Annotated in this window: 15 protein-coding genes; 14 read left to right on the top strand and 1 reads right to left on the bottom strand. The window is 46.5% G+C overall.

The window, feature by feature from the left end:
* Positions 1-98 precede the first annotated feature (98 nt).
* The 10 genes from ACSU1N_RS06430 to ACSU1N_RS06385 all read left to right on the top strand — a co-directional run bounded on the left by ACSU1N_RS06430 (position 99) and on the right by ACSU1N_RS06385 (position 8,990).
* The gene (locus tag ACSU1N_RS06430) at positions 99-416 is read left to right on the top strand and encodes a hypothetical protein (RefSeq protein ID WP_440059420.1); all 318 of its coding nucleotides are present in this window, start codon (positions 99-101) and stop codon (positions 414-416) included.
* A 5-nt stretch (positions 417-421) separates the two neighbouring features.
* Positions 422-895: an NADH-quinone oxidoreductase subunit B family protein gene (locus ACSU1N_RS06425; protein WP_440059419.1), complete on the top strand. Its 474-nt coding sequence runs from the start codon at positions 422-424 to the stop codon at positions 893-895.
* A complete protein-coding gene (locus tag ACSU1N_RS06420; protein ID WP_440059418.1) occupies positions 858-2,471 on the top strand; it encodes a hydrogenase large subunit in 1,614 nt (537 codons plus the stop codon). The genes ACSU1N_RS06425 and ACSU1N_RS06420 overlap by 38 nt, the downstream gene beginning before the upstream one ends.
* Positions 2,472-2,477: 6 nt before the next feature.
* Entirely contained in the window at positions 2,478-3,446 is a 969-nt protein-coding gene (locus tag ACSU1N_RS06415; RefSeq protein ID WP_440059417.1) for a complex I subunit 1 family protein, read from the top strand.
* Complete coding sequence (locus ACSU1N_RS06410; RefSeq protein WP_440059416.1) at positions 3,443-3,814, top strand: 4Fe-4S binding protein; 372 nt, start codon at positions 3,443-3,445, stop codon at positions 3,812-3,814. Before ACSU1N_RS06415 ends, ACSU1N_RS06410 begins: the two co-directional genes overlap by 4 nt.
* Positions 3,811-4,251, top strand: coding sequence for a hypothetical protein (locus ACSU1N_RS06405; protein ID WP_440059415.1), 441 nt, complete (start codon positions 3,811-3,813; stop codon positions 4,249-4,251). Before ACSU1N_RS06410 ends, ACSU1N_RS06405 begins: the two co-directional genes overlap by 4 nt.
* Positions 4,248-4,514, top strand: coding sequence for a hypothetical protein (locus ACSU1N_RS06400; protein WP_440059414.1), 267 nt, complete (start codon positions 4,248-4,250; stop codon positions 4,512-4,514). The genes ACSU1N_RS06405 and ACSU1N_RS06400 overlap by 4 nt, the downstream gene beginning before the upstream one ends.
* A 12-nt stretch (positions 4,515-4,526) precedes the next feature.
* Positions 4,527-6,194, top strand: coding sequence for an NADH-quinone oxidoreductase subunit 5 family protein (locus ACSU1N_RS06395; RefSeq protein ID WP_440059413.1), 1,668 nt, complete (start codon positions 4,527-4,529; stop codon positions 6,192-6,194).
* Positions 6,191-7,450 (top strand): proton-conducting transporter transmembrane domain-containing protein, encoded by a 1,260-nt coding sequence (locus ACSU1N_RS06390; RefSeq protein ID WP_440059412.1) that lies wholly within the window; start codon positions 6,191-6,193, stop codon positions 7,448-7,450. Before ACSU1N_RS06395 ends, ACSU1N_RS06390 begins: the two co-directional genes overlap by 4 nt.
* 88 nt (positions 7,451-7,538) lie before the next feature.
* Positions 7,539-8,990 carry a hypothetical protein gene (locus ACSU1N_RS06385; protein WP_440059411.1) on the top strand — a complete coding sequence of 484 codons (1,452 nt, stop codon included), beginning with the start codon at positions 7,539-7,541 and terminating at the stop codon, positions 8,988-8,990.
* Between the two features lie 378 nt (positions 8,991-9,368).
* Here the strand turns inward: ACSU1N_RS06385 and ACSU1N_RS06380 are convergent, their stop codons facing one another.
* The gene (locus ACSU1N_RS06380; RefSeq protein ID WP_440059410.1) at positions 9,369-9,542 is read right to left on the bottom strand and encodes a hypothetical protein; all 174 of its coding nucleotides are present in this window, start codon (positions 9,540-9,542) and stop codon (positions 9,369-9,371) included.
* Positions 9,543-9,962: 420 nt separating this feature from the next.
* Between ACSU1N_RS06380 and ACSU1N_RS06375 the strand changes: the two genes are divergently transcribed.
* From ACSU1N_RS06375 to ppsA, 4 genes are all read left to right on the top strand, one after another.
* Entirely contained in the window at positions 9,963-10,475 is a 513-nt protein-coding gene (locus ACSU1N_RS06375) for an FGGY-family carbohydrate kinase (protein ID WP_440059409.1), read from the top strand.
* 116 nt (positions 10,476-10,591) lie between these two features.
* Positions 10,592-10,930: a carboxymuconolactone decarboxylase family protein gene (locus ACSU1N_RS06370; protein ID WP_440059408.1), complete on the top strand. Its 339-nt coding sequence runs from the start codon at positions 10,592-10,594 to the stop codon at positions 10,928-10,930.
* Between the two features lie 170 nt (positions 10,931-11,100).
* A complete protein-coding gene (locus ACSU1N_RS06365; RefSeq protein ID WP_440059407.1) occupies positions 11,101-12,687 on the top strand; it encodes a B12-binding domain-containing radical SAM protein in 1,587 nt (528 codons plus the stop codon).
* A 157-nt stretch (positions 12,688-12,844) separates the two neighbouring features.
* Positions 12,845-15,346, top strand: a complete 2,502-nt coding sequence (ppsA, locus tag ACSU1N_RS06360; protein WP_440059406.1) for a phosphoenolpyruvate synthase — start codon at positions 12,845-12,847, stop codon at positions 15,344-15,346.
* Positions 15,347-15,367: the final 21 nt, after the last annotated feature.

Raw genomic sequence — 15,367 nt, 5'->3', positions numbered from 1 at the left:
TAGGATATCCGGGATTTACAGATAAGGTTTATTTAAATCAGGATGTATATGCTTTTAAGATGGCTGGATAGCGGGGAATACGTGTACAGGTTGGTTCTATGGGTATTGAGCAATCGCTTGCCGTAGTATCGGTCTTGACAGGGTCTTTAATTGTTCTCTTACTAATATATTATTTGCCTAATATCCTCGGAGTCTACAGAAGCAGGATTACGCAACCGTTCACATCAGGAGCCGTGCTTCACAAAGAGAAATATAGTTATTTTACTACCATGATACTGTTTCTAGCGGTTACTATCTCGCTCGAGGGTTTAACCGTATCCCTAATGTTCACAGGTTTCTCTATCGAATCAGTTATTGCGATAATAGTTTACATTATCACAGTATTCCTGCTTGCAACGCTAACAGAGAGAGGGTGAGCTAGTTGAAGAATAGTGCTGGAACCAGGCTTGTGAGAAAGAGCATGTGGATCTTCCATTTCAACTCAGGCGGTTGCAACGGCTGCGATATAGAGTTATTCGCTACTCTAACTCCTCTCTACGACGCTGAGAGGCTCGGTGTCCAGCTAGCCCCGTCCCCGAAGCATGCCGACGTACTAGTTGTCACAGGGCCTGTAACATGCCAGACAGCCAGGGCATTAAAAGAAATATACGAGCAGATGCCCGAGCCGAAAATAGTCATCGCATTAGGGACGTGTGCTGTAAGCGGGGGTATTTTCGAAGGCGGCTACAATGTTATAGGTGGTGCTAGCAAAGTGGTCCCGGTTGATGTCGAAATACCCGGTTGCCCGCCTAGCCCGGCTAGTATCATGGAGGTATTGTATAAGATTTATAGAGGAGAAATACTGGGGAGGAGGTTGGATGGGCAGGATAACGATAAGAGAGAAGGAAGTAGTTGACGCTAGCGATATAGTTAAAGCTGTTAGCAATACTGTTATCGGATACCCCCATCTCTCAACTATCGTGGCGAGGCAGGATAAAGATAGTATCAGACTAATCTACCTATTCGACGATTTAAACGGTAGGACTAAGATCGTTGAGACATCTGTACCGTTGAAAGGCTCAATACAAAGCATTAGCGGAGTGGTACACGGAGCTTACATATACGAGATGGAGGTAAGGGACCTCTTCGGGGTTAATTTCGAGAATCACCCGGTACCGGCTTCGAGGCTATTACTACCAGAGTGCTACCCTGGGGACGCACCGCCCCCTATGCTCAAAGAGGTTAAGGCTGAAGAACTGAGAAAAATGGTAACCGAGAGATGCCTAGATAGGAGGTGCATGCCCTCGGATACTGGGGCAGCATTCAGGTATAGTGCTGAGAACTTCCTGATCCTACCTTTCGGCCCATACCATCCCGCGTTGAAAGAACCGGAGTTCTTCATGCTAGTACTCGAAGGGGAGAAAATAGTTGATGCTGTACCCAGAATAGGTTTCGTGCATAGGGGTATTGAGAAACTGGCTGAAACAAGAAATTTCCTCCACGACCTTTTCCTCGTAGAGAGGATATGCGGTATCTGCAGCTTCTCCCACTCATGGGCTTTTATGCTCGCCCTAGAAAACCTCCTCGGGATAAACCCGAATACGAGAGCCGAGTACCTGCGTACACTTGTAGCAGAGCTGGAGAGGATACACAGCCATCTTCTATGGCTCGGGCTACTAGGCTATTGGACTGGTTTCGAGAGCATGTTCATGTGGATATGGGGTGCTAGAGAGAGGATTATGAAACTTATAGAATTGATCACAGGGAACAGGGTTCATAAATCGTTTATCACCGTCGGGGGTACACGTAGAGATGTTGAGAAAGAGAAACTCGATATAGTCGTTAGAGAACTCAAAGTATTCGAGAAAGAATTCAAGAAGATATCCGAGGAAGTACTCAGCTACGAACCTCTTATAGAGAGGATTAGGATGATCGGAGAGTTCACTGCTGATAAAGCGGTTAAAACAGGTGCTGTAGGACCCTTGTTGAGGTCTGTGGGAATACCCTTCGATATAAGGAAGGTCGAGCCATACGGGGCCTATGGTGATGTTGATTTCAAAGTTGTTACATCTAAGAAAGGCGACGCATATAATGTAGCTATTGTCAGACTAGAGGAAGTATTCGAATCCATAAGGATAGTCGAGCAGGTTTTCGAGAAGATTCCTTCAGGAAACCCTGTGCCTCAAGCCTTCTTCCTAGGCAATGTAAAAGAGGGTGAGTCTATAGGCCGTGTGGAAGCGCCTCGCGGAGAGCTAGTCTACTATCTTAAATCGAATAATACGCGGAACCCTGAGAGACTGAAGATTAGGACCCCTACGCTACCTAACCTGGCTCTGGCAGCGGAAGTATTGAAAGGGCATACGCTATCCGATGTCCCAATAGTTATTACAATGATAGACCCTTGTTTCAGTTGTGAAGACAGAGGTATTTTCATTGATGTTAGTAGCGGAAGACCGCGATGCTACTACTTAAATATTAGAGAATTAAAGTGAGAGCCCATGGGCTACATCTATCTGGTAATAGCTGGTATAATCCTCACCTTCGCATATATTATGATAGCCCAGTTCCTTGAATGGGTTGAGAGAAAGACTATTGCAAGACTCCAGAGGAGGATAGGGCCTTTCTACACAGGACCGTTTGGACTACTACAGCCCTACCTGGATATTCTGAAACTATTGTTTAAAGAAGAGGTTTACCCTGCTGATTCAGAGCTAGCGTATCTACGTCTTGGCATTATGCTGGCTACGGTAGCCCCGTTATTCGGCTTAATGTTCATACCGGTTTTCAGCCCAATCCAGTTAATTGGCTCAAGCAGTGATTGGATAGCGATATTCATCGCCTTCGCCATACTAACCCTTAGCTTGGTTATAATAGGCTTGTACTCTATTACTCCTTTCACACTAGTTGGTACAGGCAGGTTGATCGTACAGTACTCACTATACGAGTTCATCCTACTAGCTACAATAACCCTCGCCTTCGTACAGGCTTCAACCACTAGTATCTCGGGACTATTGAGTTACGAGTTTGAGAAAGGGCCTATTATAATATACCAGCCCCTAGGCTTCATAGTATCTGTATACGCTGTAATAGCGAAACTCGAGAAACCACCGTTCGACCTCCCGCATGCTAAGCAGGAGATCGCAGCGGGATGGCTTACAGAGCTCTCCTCGAGGAATCTGGCTTTCGCCAAGCTGTCTAGGAACCTCGACATGCTATATACTCTTTCGCTGATAACACTAGTCTTCCTAGGAGGAGGAGAGGGGCCTTTTTCCGATACCCCCTTCTTATGGGGCTTCTACTTCATGTTAAAGCTCGTTATGCTAACTGTTCTCATAGCTGTGATAGAAGCTTTATCCGTGAGATCACGCTACGTACTACTACCGAGGAGGCTATGGCTTTTCTCAGCTGTTTTAATAATCATCCAATACGTTGGAGTATTAGCATTTAAATGGGCTGGATATGTATGAGTAGGTTCTTTAAGAGTATTAAGGAACTCTTCAACCTCCTCTCTGTCTCTAGGGAGGAGAGGGTGACTGAGCCTATAGAAAAGCTTGTTAGCGAAGAGTTAGAGAGGGTGCGTGGGGTACCAAGGCTTATCCCGGAGAAGTGTACAGGGTGTTCTCTCTGTGCTATGGTATGCCCTACAGGCGCTATCCAAATGGTGCCAACGTCTAATACCCCGGTCGCAGGGAAAACTAGGGCGGCGAAAATCCCTGTATTCAACTACGGCAGATGCATCTACTGCGCTATGTGCTCCCAGGCCTGCAGGTTTAACGCTATCGAGATGAGGAAGGAGATACTATATTACGTGAGAGAAAAGGGAAGTGAGGAATGATTATAGAACTAATAGCTCTATCCACGTTCGCATTAATTACATACTCGCTCGCTACTAGGAGTAATACGAGGTCTCTCATAGCCCTCTTCATATCAGGCCTGTTTGTCGGGGTCGAGGTATCGATTTTAACGAGCCCTGTGGCGGGAGGCGTAGTATTCTTCCTTTTCAGCGGGATGCTTATCGCGATAAGCTATATCACGTTAATGCTCGCCCCGAAGACTAGGATGCGTAGCCCTCTATACTTACCATGGATACTGGTATCAGCGACAATAGCACTATCACTAGCTGTTACAATATTCCTCAAAACGCCTATTCCAACTAATATAGGAGGCGTTCCAAAGCTTAGGATTTCAAGCGAAGACTATCTCAGCCTGGTGCTCCTAGGTGTTACTGCCTCTATCGGGATATTCTATATTTTCCACGGTGAGCAGAAGTGATAGACCTGGTTGTTTTATCTTCGATAGCGATAATCTTCGCCGGTCTATTATCGATCGTATTAAACAAGAGTATTTCCAGAATAATAGTATCGTTCCAGTCTATTTCGCTAGGCCTTATAATGCTAGCATCATACCTTATCAGCCAGACAATGGAGGCTTGGATTATCATAGCAATATCGTCGGCTCTAGCAATGGTCGATGCCGTAGTAATATCGTATGTAGCAAAAGTCTTGTATTACACGCAGAAAGACGATATCGGCTAAAGGGTTGAAACCATGGCCGGTAACATGTTAGTGTTCGTAGTTCTCCTCGCCCATTTTATAGCATCGCCAATTATCCTCGTATTGAGAAATAGGAGACTAGTCGAATACCTTGCCTTAACCTCTTCGATAATAGCCGGAGCCTTCTCGATAAGTATCGCATACAGTCTGAAAGGAGTGTTGTACGTAGAACTAACACCTTATCTTTCATTATACGTAGACAGGTTGTCAACGATTTTCCTGGTAGTAGTAAACGTTCTAGGCTCTCTCATAGTCTTGTACAGTATTGGTTACATGAAGAGTGAAGAAGGCTATAGAAGGTTTTATTCTCTAATGGCCTTCTTCCTAGGGAGCATGAGCCTGCTAGTAGTCTCGGGAAGCCTCCTATATCTTTTGCTCGCTTGGGAGGCTGTCGGAGTATGCTCTAGCCTTCTGATCTCCTACTGGTGGGAACGGCCTAAGGCTAGGCATGCTGGTTTGAAAGCGATCGTTATGACCAGGGTCGGGGATATGGCTCTAGTACTAGCCGTAGCATTAGCTATGCTAAGAGGAATATACAATATACCAGAAGTCTTAGATACGCCTCTACCGCCCGAGCTGAGGGATACGCTACCCTTCCTAATCCTGCTCGCGGCTTTCGCTAAATCAGCTCAATTCCCTTTGCACACATGGCTACCTGATGCCATGGAGGGGCCTACGCCTGTAAGCGCGCTTATCCATGCGGCTACAATGGTTAAAGCCGGTATATACCTTGTCGCAAGGTTCATGGGTATTATTGGAGCGAGTAGTCTAGCCCTAGGAATCCTGCTTTACACGTCTCTAGCTACAATGATCCTCGCAGCCCTAGGCGGTTTAGCAGCCTCCGATATCAAGAGGGTGCTCGCGTTCAGTACTATAAGCTCGCTCTCGCTCATGATGCTTTCTTTAAGCGTCGGCCAATACGGCCTAGCAATACTCTACCTAGTCAACCACGCTTTATTCAAAGCTCTCTTATTCCTATCCAGCGGTGTACTAGAACACACCTACCACACCAGGGATCTAAGGGTTTTAAGAGGGATAGGATTCGCTAGCAACCCTATCGAAGCATTGTCGACAGTAGTCGGCGTCTTCTACGCGGCTTCGATACCTCCTGCTACAACATGGTTTATTAAAGAAGGAGTGTTCGAATCACTGCCTTTCCCCGAGCCCAGCATAGAGTTCCTGGTTTCGCTAGTAACAATTCTGAATATTGCCTTCCTCATAAAGCTTGTCGCGATACCGTTTATAGCGAGAGGTAGGAGAGGCGGGTTGAGGCTAGAGCCATATATGCATTTTGCAGTGGTGATACTACTAGGTTCTACAATAGCCCTACCGGTAATACAGTATATTGTAGCCGGTTACCTAAGGATCCCGCCGGATACTAGGGCTATAACCTCGGCTACACTTACCGGGGTAGCACTAGTATCACTCGTATTATTTACTCTACTATACAAGCAGTATAGGCTACAGGATTTGCTTAGCGGGTCTACAGGATTACTCTTCGAGACGAGTATGTACATAGATAGATTCTACGAGTATGTCGGGAGGCTGATCGCAGAGCATGCATCCCGGGTTCTCTCGGAAACAGACCGCCTTAAACCCTACCTCCTAGTCCTAGTGTTGATCGCGACCCTGATTACGCTCCTAGGTGTATTGAGCCTATGAGCCCGGAGGCAATCTACTTATGGACTACTCTATCAGGCCTCGCCTTAATTCTATTAGCTCATAGACTAGGCGGGAAGACACCTATCCTATCTTCAATAGGGTACCTAAGCCTGCTCCTCACACTATCGATCATTGTCAGAGGAGTATCCGGCTTAGTCGGGCTGGGTTCTTCGGTAACTGGTTTAAGCATTCTACTAGTCTTCTACATGAAGGGCAGGCATAGTATTTTCGAAGACCTTATCGTAGACACTCTTGCAAGCATACCCCCGATACTTGTCTCAACCACGGATATCGTCAGGCTATATATATACTGGGAGATTATGACAGCGCTCCTGATATCAGCTATCTCGGCGCGTGTAGAGAGAGGGAGCGTGTCAGCAGGGTTGAAGTACCTGCTATTCTGTGGAGCCGGCTCCCTGATAGCTCTAATAGGGCTTGTAATAGGGGTTCAGGAGTCTATGTCTACGGATATCAGAGTATTCCTGGATAAATCGAGTATTACCGCTAGGATCCTGCTTCTCACAGGCCTAGGTGCCGAGGCATCTATCTTCCCACTCTACATGTGGCTACCCGACTACTATTCAGAGGTGAATCCTCTGCTAGCCGCTATGATCTCTTCGTGGATAACCCCTGTATCCGGGTTTGTAATAGGGGAGTTAGCTAGTTTCAACCATGGATCGGCTGTTGTAATAGCTACGCTCGCATCCCTATCTTCGCTAGTAGGCTCTATAGCAGCATACTCCCAGAAGGATTTAGGGAGGCTACTAGGCTATAGCAGTATATCCCATACGGGCTATATTACTACTGCTAGCGCCCTAGGCGGCCCGCTGGGATTATCCTCGTCTTTACTCCATGCTCTAGCGCACTCCCTCGCTAAGAGCCCAGTATTCCTGTTAGCTGGAGCCTTATCGGAGAAGAGTATCGATGTCGACACCTTATCCAGCATAGGGGGTAGGGCTTCCTCTTTCACGGTTGTAGCATCCTCACTAGGGCTACTAGGCCTACCGCCAGCGCTAACATTCTGGAGCGAGATCCTAATCCTTTCAAGCCTCGGCAACAGCCCTGCTTACTTCACCCTCCTCGCAGTGTCAGTGATTGCTTCAGCAGGCTACTCTTTCAAACTACTATATACTCAAGCAGGGAAAAAGAGTATTATAGAGCTAGGAAGGTTATCAATTATACCGCTAGCTCTAGCTGTTTTATCCATCGCTCTATCAATAGCCCCCTTCAATATATTAGGCTACTTCCTCAAGTAGACAACCCCGTATGTTATCGCCTTAATATTTATATATTTGGTTATTTGTATACTGTGAAACAGTTGGGAAAGCCTACGGGATGCCGCTATTGCTAGCCCGTGCCCATAGACTCCCGGGTATGATATTAGCGTTCGCTACCCTAGCACTAGTCTCCGTAGCCAGCTTCTTCGACTACTACCCTGTCCAGCTACAGGCTAAACCTGTGCCTCCACCATTAGTGCTCCAGAACCCTCCAAGCACGTATTGTATAGGCTTATATAGGTCTAGTAGGAGTGCTCTAGCATACACGGATTTCGAAACACTTCCTTCAAACTGGACTAACCTAGGAGGCGTCTGGAGTCTGACCACCGGGTATAAGGGGAATGGTCTCCAGGGTGCCGACGACAACGGAGGCTTAGGCGGTGAATCCCAGTATTACTATAATTCTGATCTAAGAACGTATACAAGCCTATGGGTGTCCGTTAAAACCAGGTTATTAAGCGGGACAGGATGGTATGGTATCACTCTGCTTAATAGCGGGCTGTACCAGTTATATGGTGTCGAAATCTATTCAACCGGTCGTCTTGATATCTGGTGGTTTAATTATTATTTGTGTTATTATTTGGGTATCTGTTGGATCCTGCTCAATACTACTACTATTACTAATTATAATCCTAGCAATTGGTATGTCATTGTCGTCCAATACATTGTTACAACCACAAGTGTCAATATTTATGCCTGGCTATACAACCTCGATGGCAACCAAGTAGCCGTTCTTTCCGCACAGATTACTACATTCTATATGATGTTTACACCGGCCTACATAGGTGTCGTTGTTGATGATGCAGTCGCTGTTTTCGACGATTTCATTATTTCGAGAAGCGACCCGAGGTCGATTGTGTTCCAGAATATAGTGCCAGGGTATAGTGTTAGTATCATAGATAATCTAGGCAATCTTGTTAGCAGCGGGACAGCTACCTCTCCAACCCTGAGCCTTAGTGTGGTGAGTGATATTGTGGTTGGAACAGGCGTAGACGGGAGTATCAGGATCGCATACTCTGACGGGGCAACCTGCCTAGTGTATACAGCATCCGACTCAATACTGGGAGGCGACGTATACAATGTTATAGCCCGCACACTGAGCTACTCGATAGGCCTTAACCAGACCTCGACAACGGTGTCCGCAACTATTTCATCTAGCAAAGCTAATACAACAGGATTAATCTTCCTGTCTGCTAAAAACACGGATACGAAACCATACTATGCCAGGCTCGTCCTAGATGTTTCATCTAGTAGTTTAACAAGCCTCTCATGTAATATAACGCTTTACACTGGGACAGCGTATTCTACGCCTATAACTATTAGCAACGGTAATATCGTATACGTTTCAACAAGTTTCATAACGGTAGGGGCTGGAGCAGTTGTAAACGCTAGTTTCACAGGATACTTCCAGGGAGCAGGATACTCGGCTACTTTGAATATGCTACTAGAATACTGCTCGTTAACCGGTGAGCAAGGAGTATGCGTATACTACCCGATACAACTCACCCTGAGTTCGTGAATACAACTTATTAGAGAAACCTACAAGTAATCACCAGTATTACCAGGCTCGGACCCTACTCGTTAAATAAGTTATTAAAGTATAGAGTAGTCTTCGGAGAGGGCTTCGCTTAGGTCGTATACCCCTAGTTATTCCATGGCCAGGGCATAGGACTTGCCATTGAGCGTGTAATAGGTTGAAGCCAGCTATTAAAACGCTTAGGCTAGTCAAGGATCTTTTTGATCAACAAGGAGAGCTAGAATTAGTAGAGTAAAAGCTTGATATCATCGAGGTTGAAAATGTATGGTATGATGGTTGCTCATGATTTGCGATAGATATCCATAGCCGAAGTATATTTGTAAACCATGGGGACACCGCTTTCCTAAGGCTAATAAACATTTAAATAGTGAAGTACTGTGGTTTTTCCGAGTAACGGACGAGTTCGGGAGGGTCGTCTATAAACCTCCATTTACCGCTAGCTAAACCTAGTAGCACAACCCTCAGTTCTTCGCCTAGCTTGTCATTGACTATGACCTCTTCCTCTATATGGGAGATAATGGCGTCACATACCACGGGACCTTTAACCTTATCTGGTGTAATAGCGTATACTTCGAGCGCATAGGGATGAGATAGTTTCTAACAGGCCCTCCTGCCGTGCCTAATTCTACGATATAGGCGTCAGGAGGCGGAGGCCAAAGTTCGAGTCTCCTAGCCAGGGGGACAGGTATTAGTAACTGGGCGTTCCAGTCTCGAAACCAGAGTTAACCAATGCTACTACATCTATGCTATTTCCTCCCCTTGTTTTAACCCTAAACCTTTATTCTAACAGCCGCTACCTACACCTGAAAACCCTCAGTATTTTTATACGCCCAATCCTCCTTTTACGCAGGAATATATGGCCTACTCTCCCAACTAGCCTAGCCAACCACCATACCCCTGTTAATGTAATTGTGAAAAACTATTATATATCTAAACCCGGAAAGAGAAGACTACATGATATTAGAGAGGCTTGGGAGTAGATATAGCGGCCTATTGTTCGTACCGTACCTCGCTGGATCCCGCTCACCCGATTGGAATCCGAGTCTACGTGGACTACTGTACGGGTTAGACCTTGGGGTAAGCAGGGAGGATATAATACAGTCAGTACTCGAAGGTGTAGGCTTCTGGATTAAACATATGATTGAGATATTCGAGGAAACCGGAAATAAAATCGAAGAGGTTAGAGCTGGAGGAGGTGGAACATGGAGCAGGGTTAAAGCTAATGTTACCGGAGTCAGGTATGTTGAGACAGTGGATAAAGATACATCCGCTCTAGGAGCTGCTATACTTGCAGGTGTCGGTTCAGGTATATTCAAAGATTTTGAATCAGCTGTTAAAACTATGGTTCATATAGATAAGATTTTCGTCCCAGACCCGTATCTAGCCGAGAAATACAAATCGTATTACAAACTATGGAGGGAACTAGTAAATATCATATCCGAGTTCGCCCAAAAGACTCACGCATAATCTTCGTATTACTCATGTTAATCAGGAAGATTCCTAATCGAAGACGAAATAGTATGAAATAGGGTATTTAGTAAGGGTTTTTATCCTTTGCCATGATAATAGTTTAAGGTGGTAGCATGTCTATTCAGGTTCTCGAACAGGTAAAGAAGGATCTTGGAGACTTACTGGCTAAAACACCTGAGCTAGGCTCGTTCCTCGAGTATGTCGAGAAGGCGGAAGCTGGGAAAGCCCTGGATAAGAAGGTTAAAGAATTGATATCCCTGGGTATTGCTATCGCTGTTAGATGCGAGCCCTGCATAATATGGCATTTGAACGAGGCTGTTAAAGCGGGAGCAAGCCTAGAGGAGGTGCTTGACGTTATCAAAGTAGCTGTATGCATGGGAGGCGGCCCGGCTCTAATGTATGGTTTAAAAGCCTATAAGATTGCTCTCGAAATTCTTGAGAAGCGGGTTTGAAAAAGCTTTTCCACCACGTTCTTTTCCCGAAACCATGTGCTTTAACCCCCATGGGGGCTTTTCAGCAAACAAACCCAGTGCCGGGTTACAGCTTTTATTCCATGTGTAAAATGCGGGTAGGGTATTTAAACCTGGTCGTAGGATAGTTTAGAATGTGTTCGGCGACCCTAATGCGGATCCTTCTCGTCAGGCCTTACCCGGGTAGGTCTAGTTATACAAACGCGTACGGTGTTATTACCCCTCCTCTAGGCTTGCTCTCCCTGGCTGGTTCTGTAAGGGATATCGCTAGGGTTGCAGTCCTAGATGCCGAAGCCCTCCGCCTGAGAACTAAGACGGTAGCAGATATCGTTACGGATGTGCAGCCGGATCTTGTGGGTTTCACATCTATATCCTCAGTCTACTACCCGTTCACAGTAGAGATAGTTAGGAGAGTGAGGAGTAGATTGAAAGATACAATCTTCGTGATAGGAGGGCACCACGCGACTTTCACCTATAGGAAGGCTCTGAGAGACGGGTTCGATGCTGTTGTAGTTGGCGAAGGAGAAGAGACTTTCAGGGAGATGGTTAACTCTCTCGAGGAAACCGGGGATTTCAAGAACGTTGAAGGAGTAGCCTACCTCGATAACGGGGAGGTTAAGTTTAAGCCGAGAGGTTTTATACAAGACCTGGATAGCCTCCCATTTCCGGCATACGACTTAGTAGACCCTTCATTGTACAAAGTCGAGATATTCGGTGGAGACCCTATAGCATCAATAGAGACTTCGAGAGGGTGCCCTTACAACTGCGAGTTCTGCAGTGTCTCAGCTATGTGGGGGCATAGGTGGCGTTTCAAAAGCCCGAAGAGGGTTATCGAAGAAATCAAAAGGCTGATCAGACAAGGCTATAAATGGGCTTTCATCGTAGACGACGATTTCATCGTCCCCTATAAACTACAGGAGAGGAAAACCCTCTTGGAGAGCCTGAAGGAGTCTGGGATAGGGGAGAAGATGAAATTCATAATCCAGATTAGGGCTGATATCGTCGCAAAACACCCTGAGCTAGCGAGGGAATTGTATGAAGCTGGCGTGAGGGTTGCTTTCGTAGGGGTTGAATCAGGAGACCCAATAGTATTGAAGAATATGAGGAAAGGTCTGCTTCTATCAGATACGATCAGAGGAATAGCTTATCTAAGCGCTAGCGGTATAATTGTTCACGGAGGCCTTATAATAGGAGCCCCGTACGAGTCGAGAGAGCAGAGGAAGAGGAGCCTGAGGTTCGCAGAAGAGCTTATGTACTACGGCTTAGACAGCCTCCAGGTATCAATCTATACTCCTCTGCCGGGGGCGGACGCATTCTATAAAGCTATCTTAACCGGAAGCCTCTACACGACTGACTGGAAGCTATACGACGCTCTAACTCCTGTAATGAAATCCAGTGAGAGACCCTGGAGGCTGTTCTTCGAAAGCAGGCTCTCAATGTACATGTACTATTTCAAGAAGTGGCTTAGAGGAAGGCTGGGGTTGATACCCAGATTCAAAGAAGGTAAACGCGAGAGCATAGAACTCGTATCTAGAGCAACCAGGTACCTGGCTCGTAAAGTACCAGAAGCCTTGCTCAGTTTTATCGGTTTACCACTGATATCGCTAGTCATCCACGCTAGGGTTGTCAAAGGTGTTAAAAATATAAATAGAAGGGAACTCGCAGAATATATTAAATCGTATTACCCGCCTACGCTGAAGAATCTCCTCGCGATATCTTCAAACGTGGGGAAAATCTGATAACAGGGAAACAAATATGGTATTTCAATCTATGAGAATATACGATATATATCTCTAAGAATTTATATATTCGTAATGACACACCGTATTTTCTTAAAGTAATTCTTAAAAACCCGGCTTAGAGTAATCCACTATGATAGCTTAGGTGGAGATTGTTATGAGCAAACCTAAGGGTGAAAGATTCGTAGTATGGCTAGACGAGGTTAGGAAAGAAGACACGCTCTTAGTCGGAGGCAAGAATGCTAACCTAGGCGAGATGATAGCAGCGGGAATACCGGTGCCACCGGGATTCGCTGTCACGTCATACGCTTTCAAATACTTCCTCGATAAGACAGGTCTCGGCGAGAAAATATACTCTATGCTCAGCAAGCTAGATGTTAACAATACTAAGGAGCTGGAAGAGACTACTGCTAAGATAAGGCAGATGATCCTCGAGCAGCCTATGCCTCCCGAAATTGAAGAAGAGATAAAGAAGTACTACAGGGAGCTGGCTGCAAGGCTCGGGATGGATACTTCGAGACTACGTGTAGCTGTTAGAAGTAGTGCTACGGCAGAAGACATGCCCGAAGCTAGTTTCGCAGGGCAGCAGGATACATACCTCAATGTATACGGCGAAGACAATGTCGTCTATTATGTTAAGAGGTGCTGGGCAAGCCTGTTCACAGCTAGAGCGACATTCTACCGTGTAGCACAAGGGATACCACACGAGAAAGCCCTGATGAGCGTGACGGTTCAGAAGATGGTGAATAGTAAAGCTGCTGGTGTAATGTTCACGCTTCACCCTGTTACAGGAGACGAGAACGTTATAGTAATCGAGGGCAGCTGGGGGCTCGGCGAAGCCGTTGTAGGAGGCAAGGTCACGCCAGACGAGTTCGTAGTTGATAAGGCTAGTATGAAGATCGTTGAATCCAAGATAAACAACAAGACTCTCGCTATAACATTCGACCCTAAGAGAGGCAGGAATATCGATATGCGTTGGGACGAGAATAAGAAGGCGTGGGTGTACGAAGGCGAGGTCGTAGACACCCCGCTGGCTAAGATAGCCAACCCGGAGAAGCCTGCATTAACCGAGGAAGAAGTCAAGAGGCTTGCCGAACTCGGCCTCTTAATACAGAAGCACTATGGGAGGCACATGGATATCGAGTGGGCTATCGACATGGACCTTAAGTTCCCGGAGAGCGTCTTCATCGTCCAGGCTAGGCCTGAAACCGTGTGGAGCGTTAAGAAGGCTAAGGAAGCCGAGAAAAAGACTGAAGTAACTGGGGCAAAGAAACTCGTGAAACTTGCTGAAGCAAAGATACTTGCTAAAGGACTACCCGCCAGCCCGGGTGTTGGAGCAGGCGTTGCAAGAGTAATATTCGACCCGAAGAGCAAGGAGGCTATGGAGTTCAAACAAGGCGATATATTAGTAACGAAGATGACAGACCCTGATTGGGTACCATTGATGAAGAAGGCTGCAGCGATAGTGACAGACGAGGGAGGTATGACAAGCCATGCTGCAATAGTTAGCAGAGAGCTAGGTATACCCGCCGTAGTTGGAACAGGGAATGCTACTAAAGCAATACAATCCGGGCAGGAGGTCACGGTAGACGGGTCTAGGGGAGTCATATACGAGGGTATTGTCGAAGACCTTGTGAAGCCTAAGGCTGCCCCGGAGCAGCCTGTGGCTGGTGCTGTTGTAGCTGCTGTAGGGATTAGCCCTGAGCAGCTCCTACCACTCTACCCTGTTACAGCAACCAAGATCTACATGAACCTAGGCGAGCCGGACGCTATCGACAAGTATAAAGACCTGCCATTCGACGGAATCGGGCTGATGAGAATCGAGTTTATCTTCACAGACTGGATTGGATACCACCCGATGTACCTTATAGAGAATAAGCAAGAGGACTTCTTCATCAACAAGCTAGCAGCAGGCATAGCCAAGGTAGCACAGGCGATCTACCCGAGGCCAGTCGTAGTTAGATTCAGCGACTTCAGAACCAACGAGTTCAGAGGGCTGAAGGGAGGAGAGAAATTCGAGCCAGACGAGAGGAACCCGATGATAGGATGGCGTGGAGTCAGCAGATACATCCACCCCAAGTATGAAGCAGGGTTCAGGCTAGAGGTTAGAGCAATAAGGAAGGTTAGAGAAGAAATGGGATTGACAAACGTCTGGGTAATGTTCCCATTCGTTAGGACACTGTGGGAGATCCAGAGGGTTGTAAAGATACTTGAGGAGGAAGGCTTGAAGAGGAGTAAGGACTTCAAAGTATGGGCTATGGCTGAAGTACCTAGTGTAGCGATACTAGCAGATAAATTCGCCGAATACGTCGACGGGTTCAGTATCGGGAGCAACGACCTCACCCAGCTAGTCCTTGGAGCAGACAGAGACAGCCAGATACTTGCCGAGATGGGATACTTCGACGAAAGGGATCCAGCTGTATTAGAAGCTATTAGAATGCTGATCGAGAAAGCCCACAGCAAGGGCGCTACCGTCAGCATCTGCGGCCAGGCCCCGAGCGTATACCCGGAGATAACAGAGTATCTTGTGAGACTAGGGATCGACAGTATCAGCGTGAACCCTGACGCAGTAATATCGACGAGGAGGCTTGTCGCTAGCATTGAGAGAAAGATTATGCTGGAGAAACTCGATGCTATAATGAAGAAACTTGGAATATAGCTTTTCCTATACAATCTGAAA

Source organism: Thermogladius sp. 4427co, assembly GCF_051933805.1.
Classification (GTDB): Archaea; Thermoproteota; Thermoprotei_A; order Sulfolobales; family Desulfurococcaceae; genus Thermogladius.
Note: the sequence above shows the minus strand (reverse complement) of the source record. Positions and strands in the feature narration are given on the sequence as shown.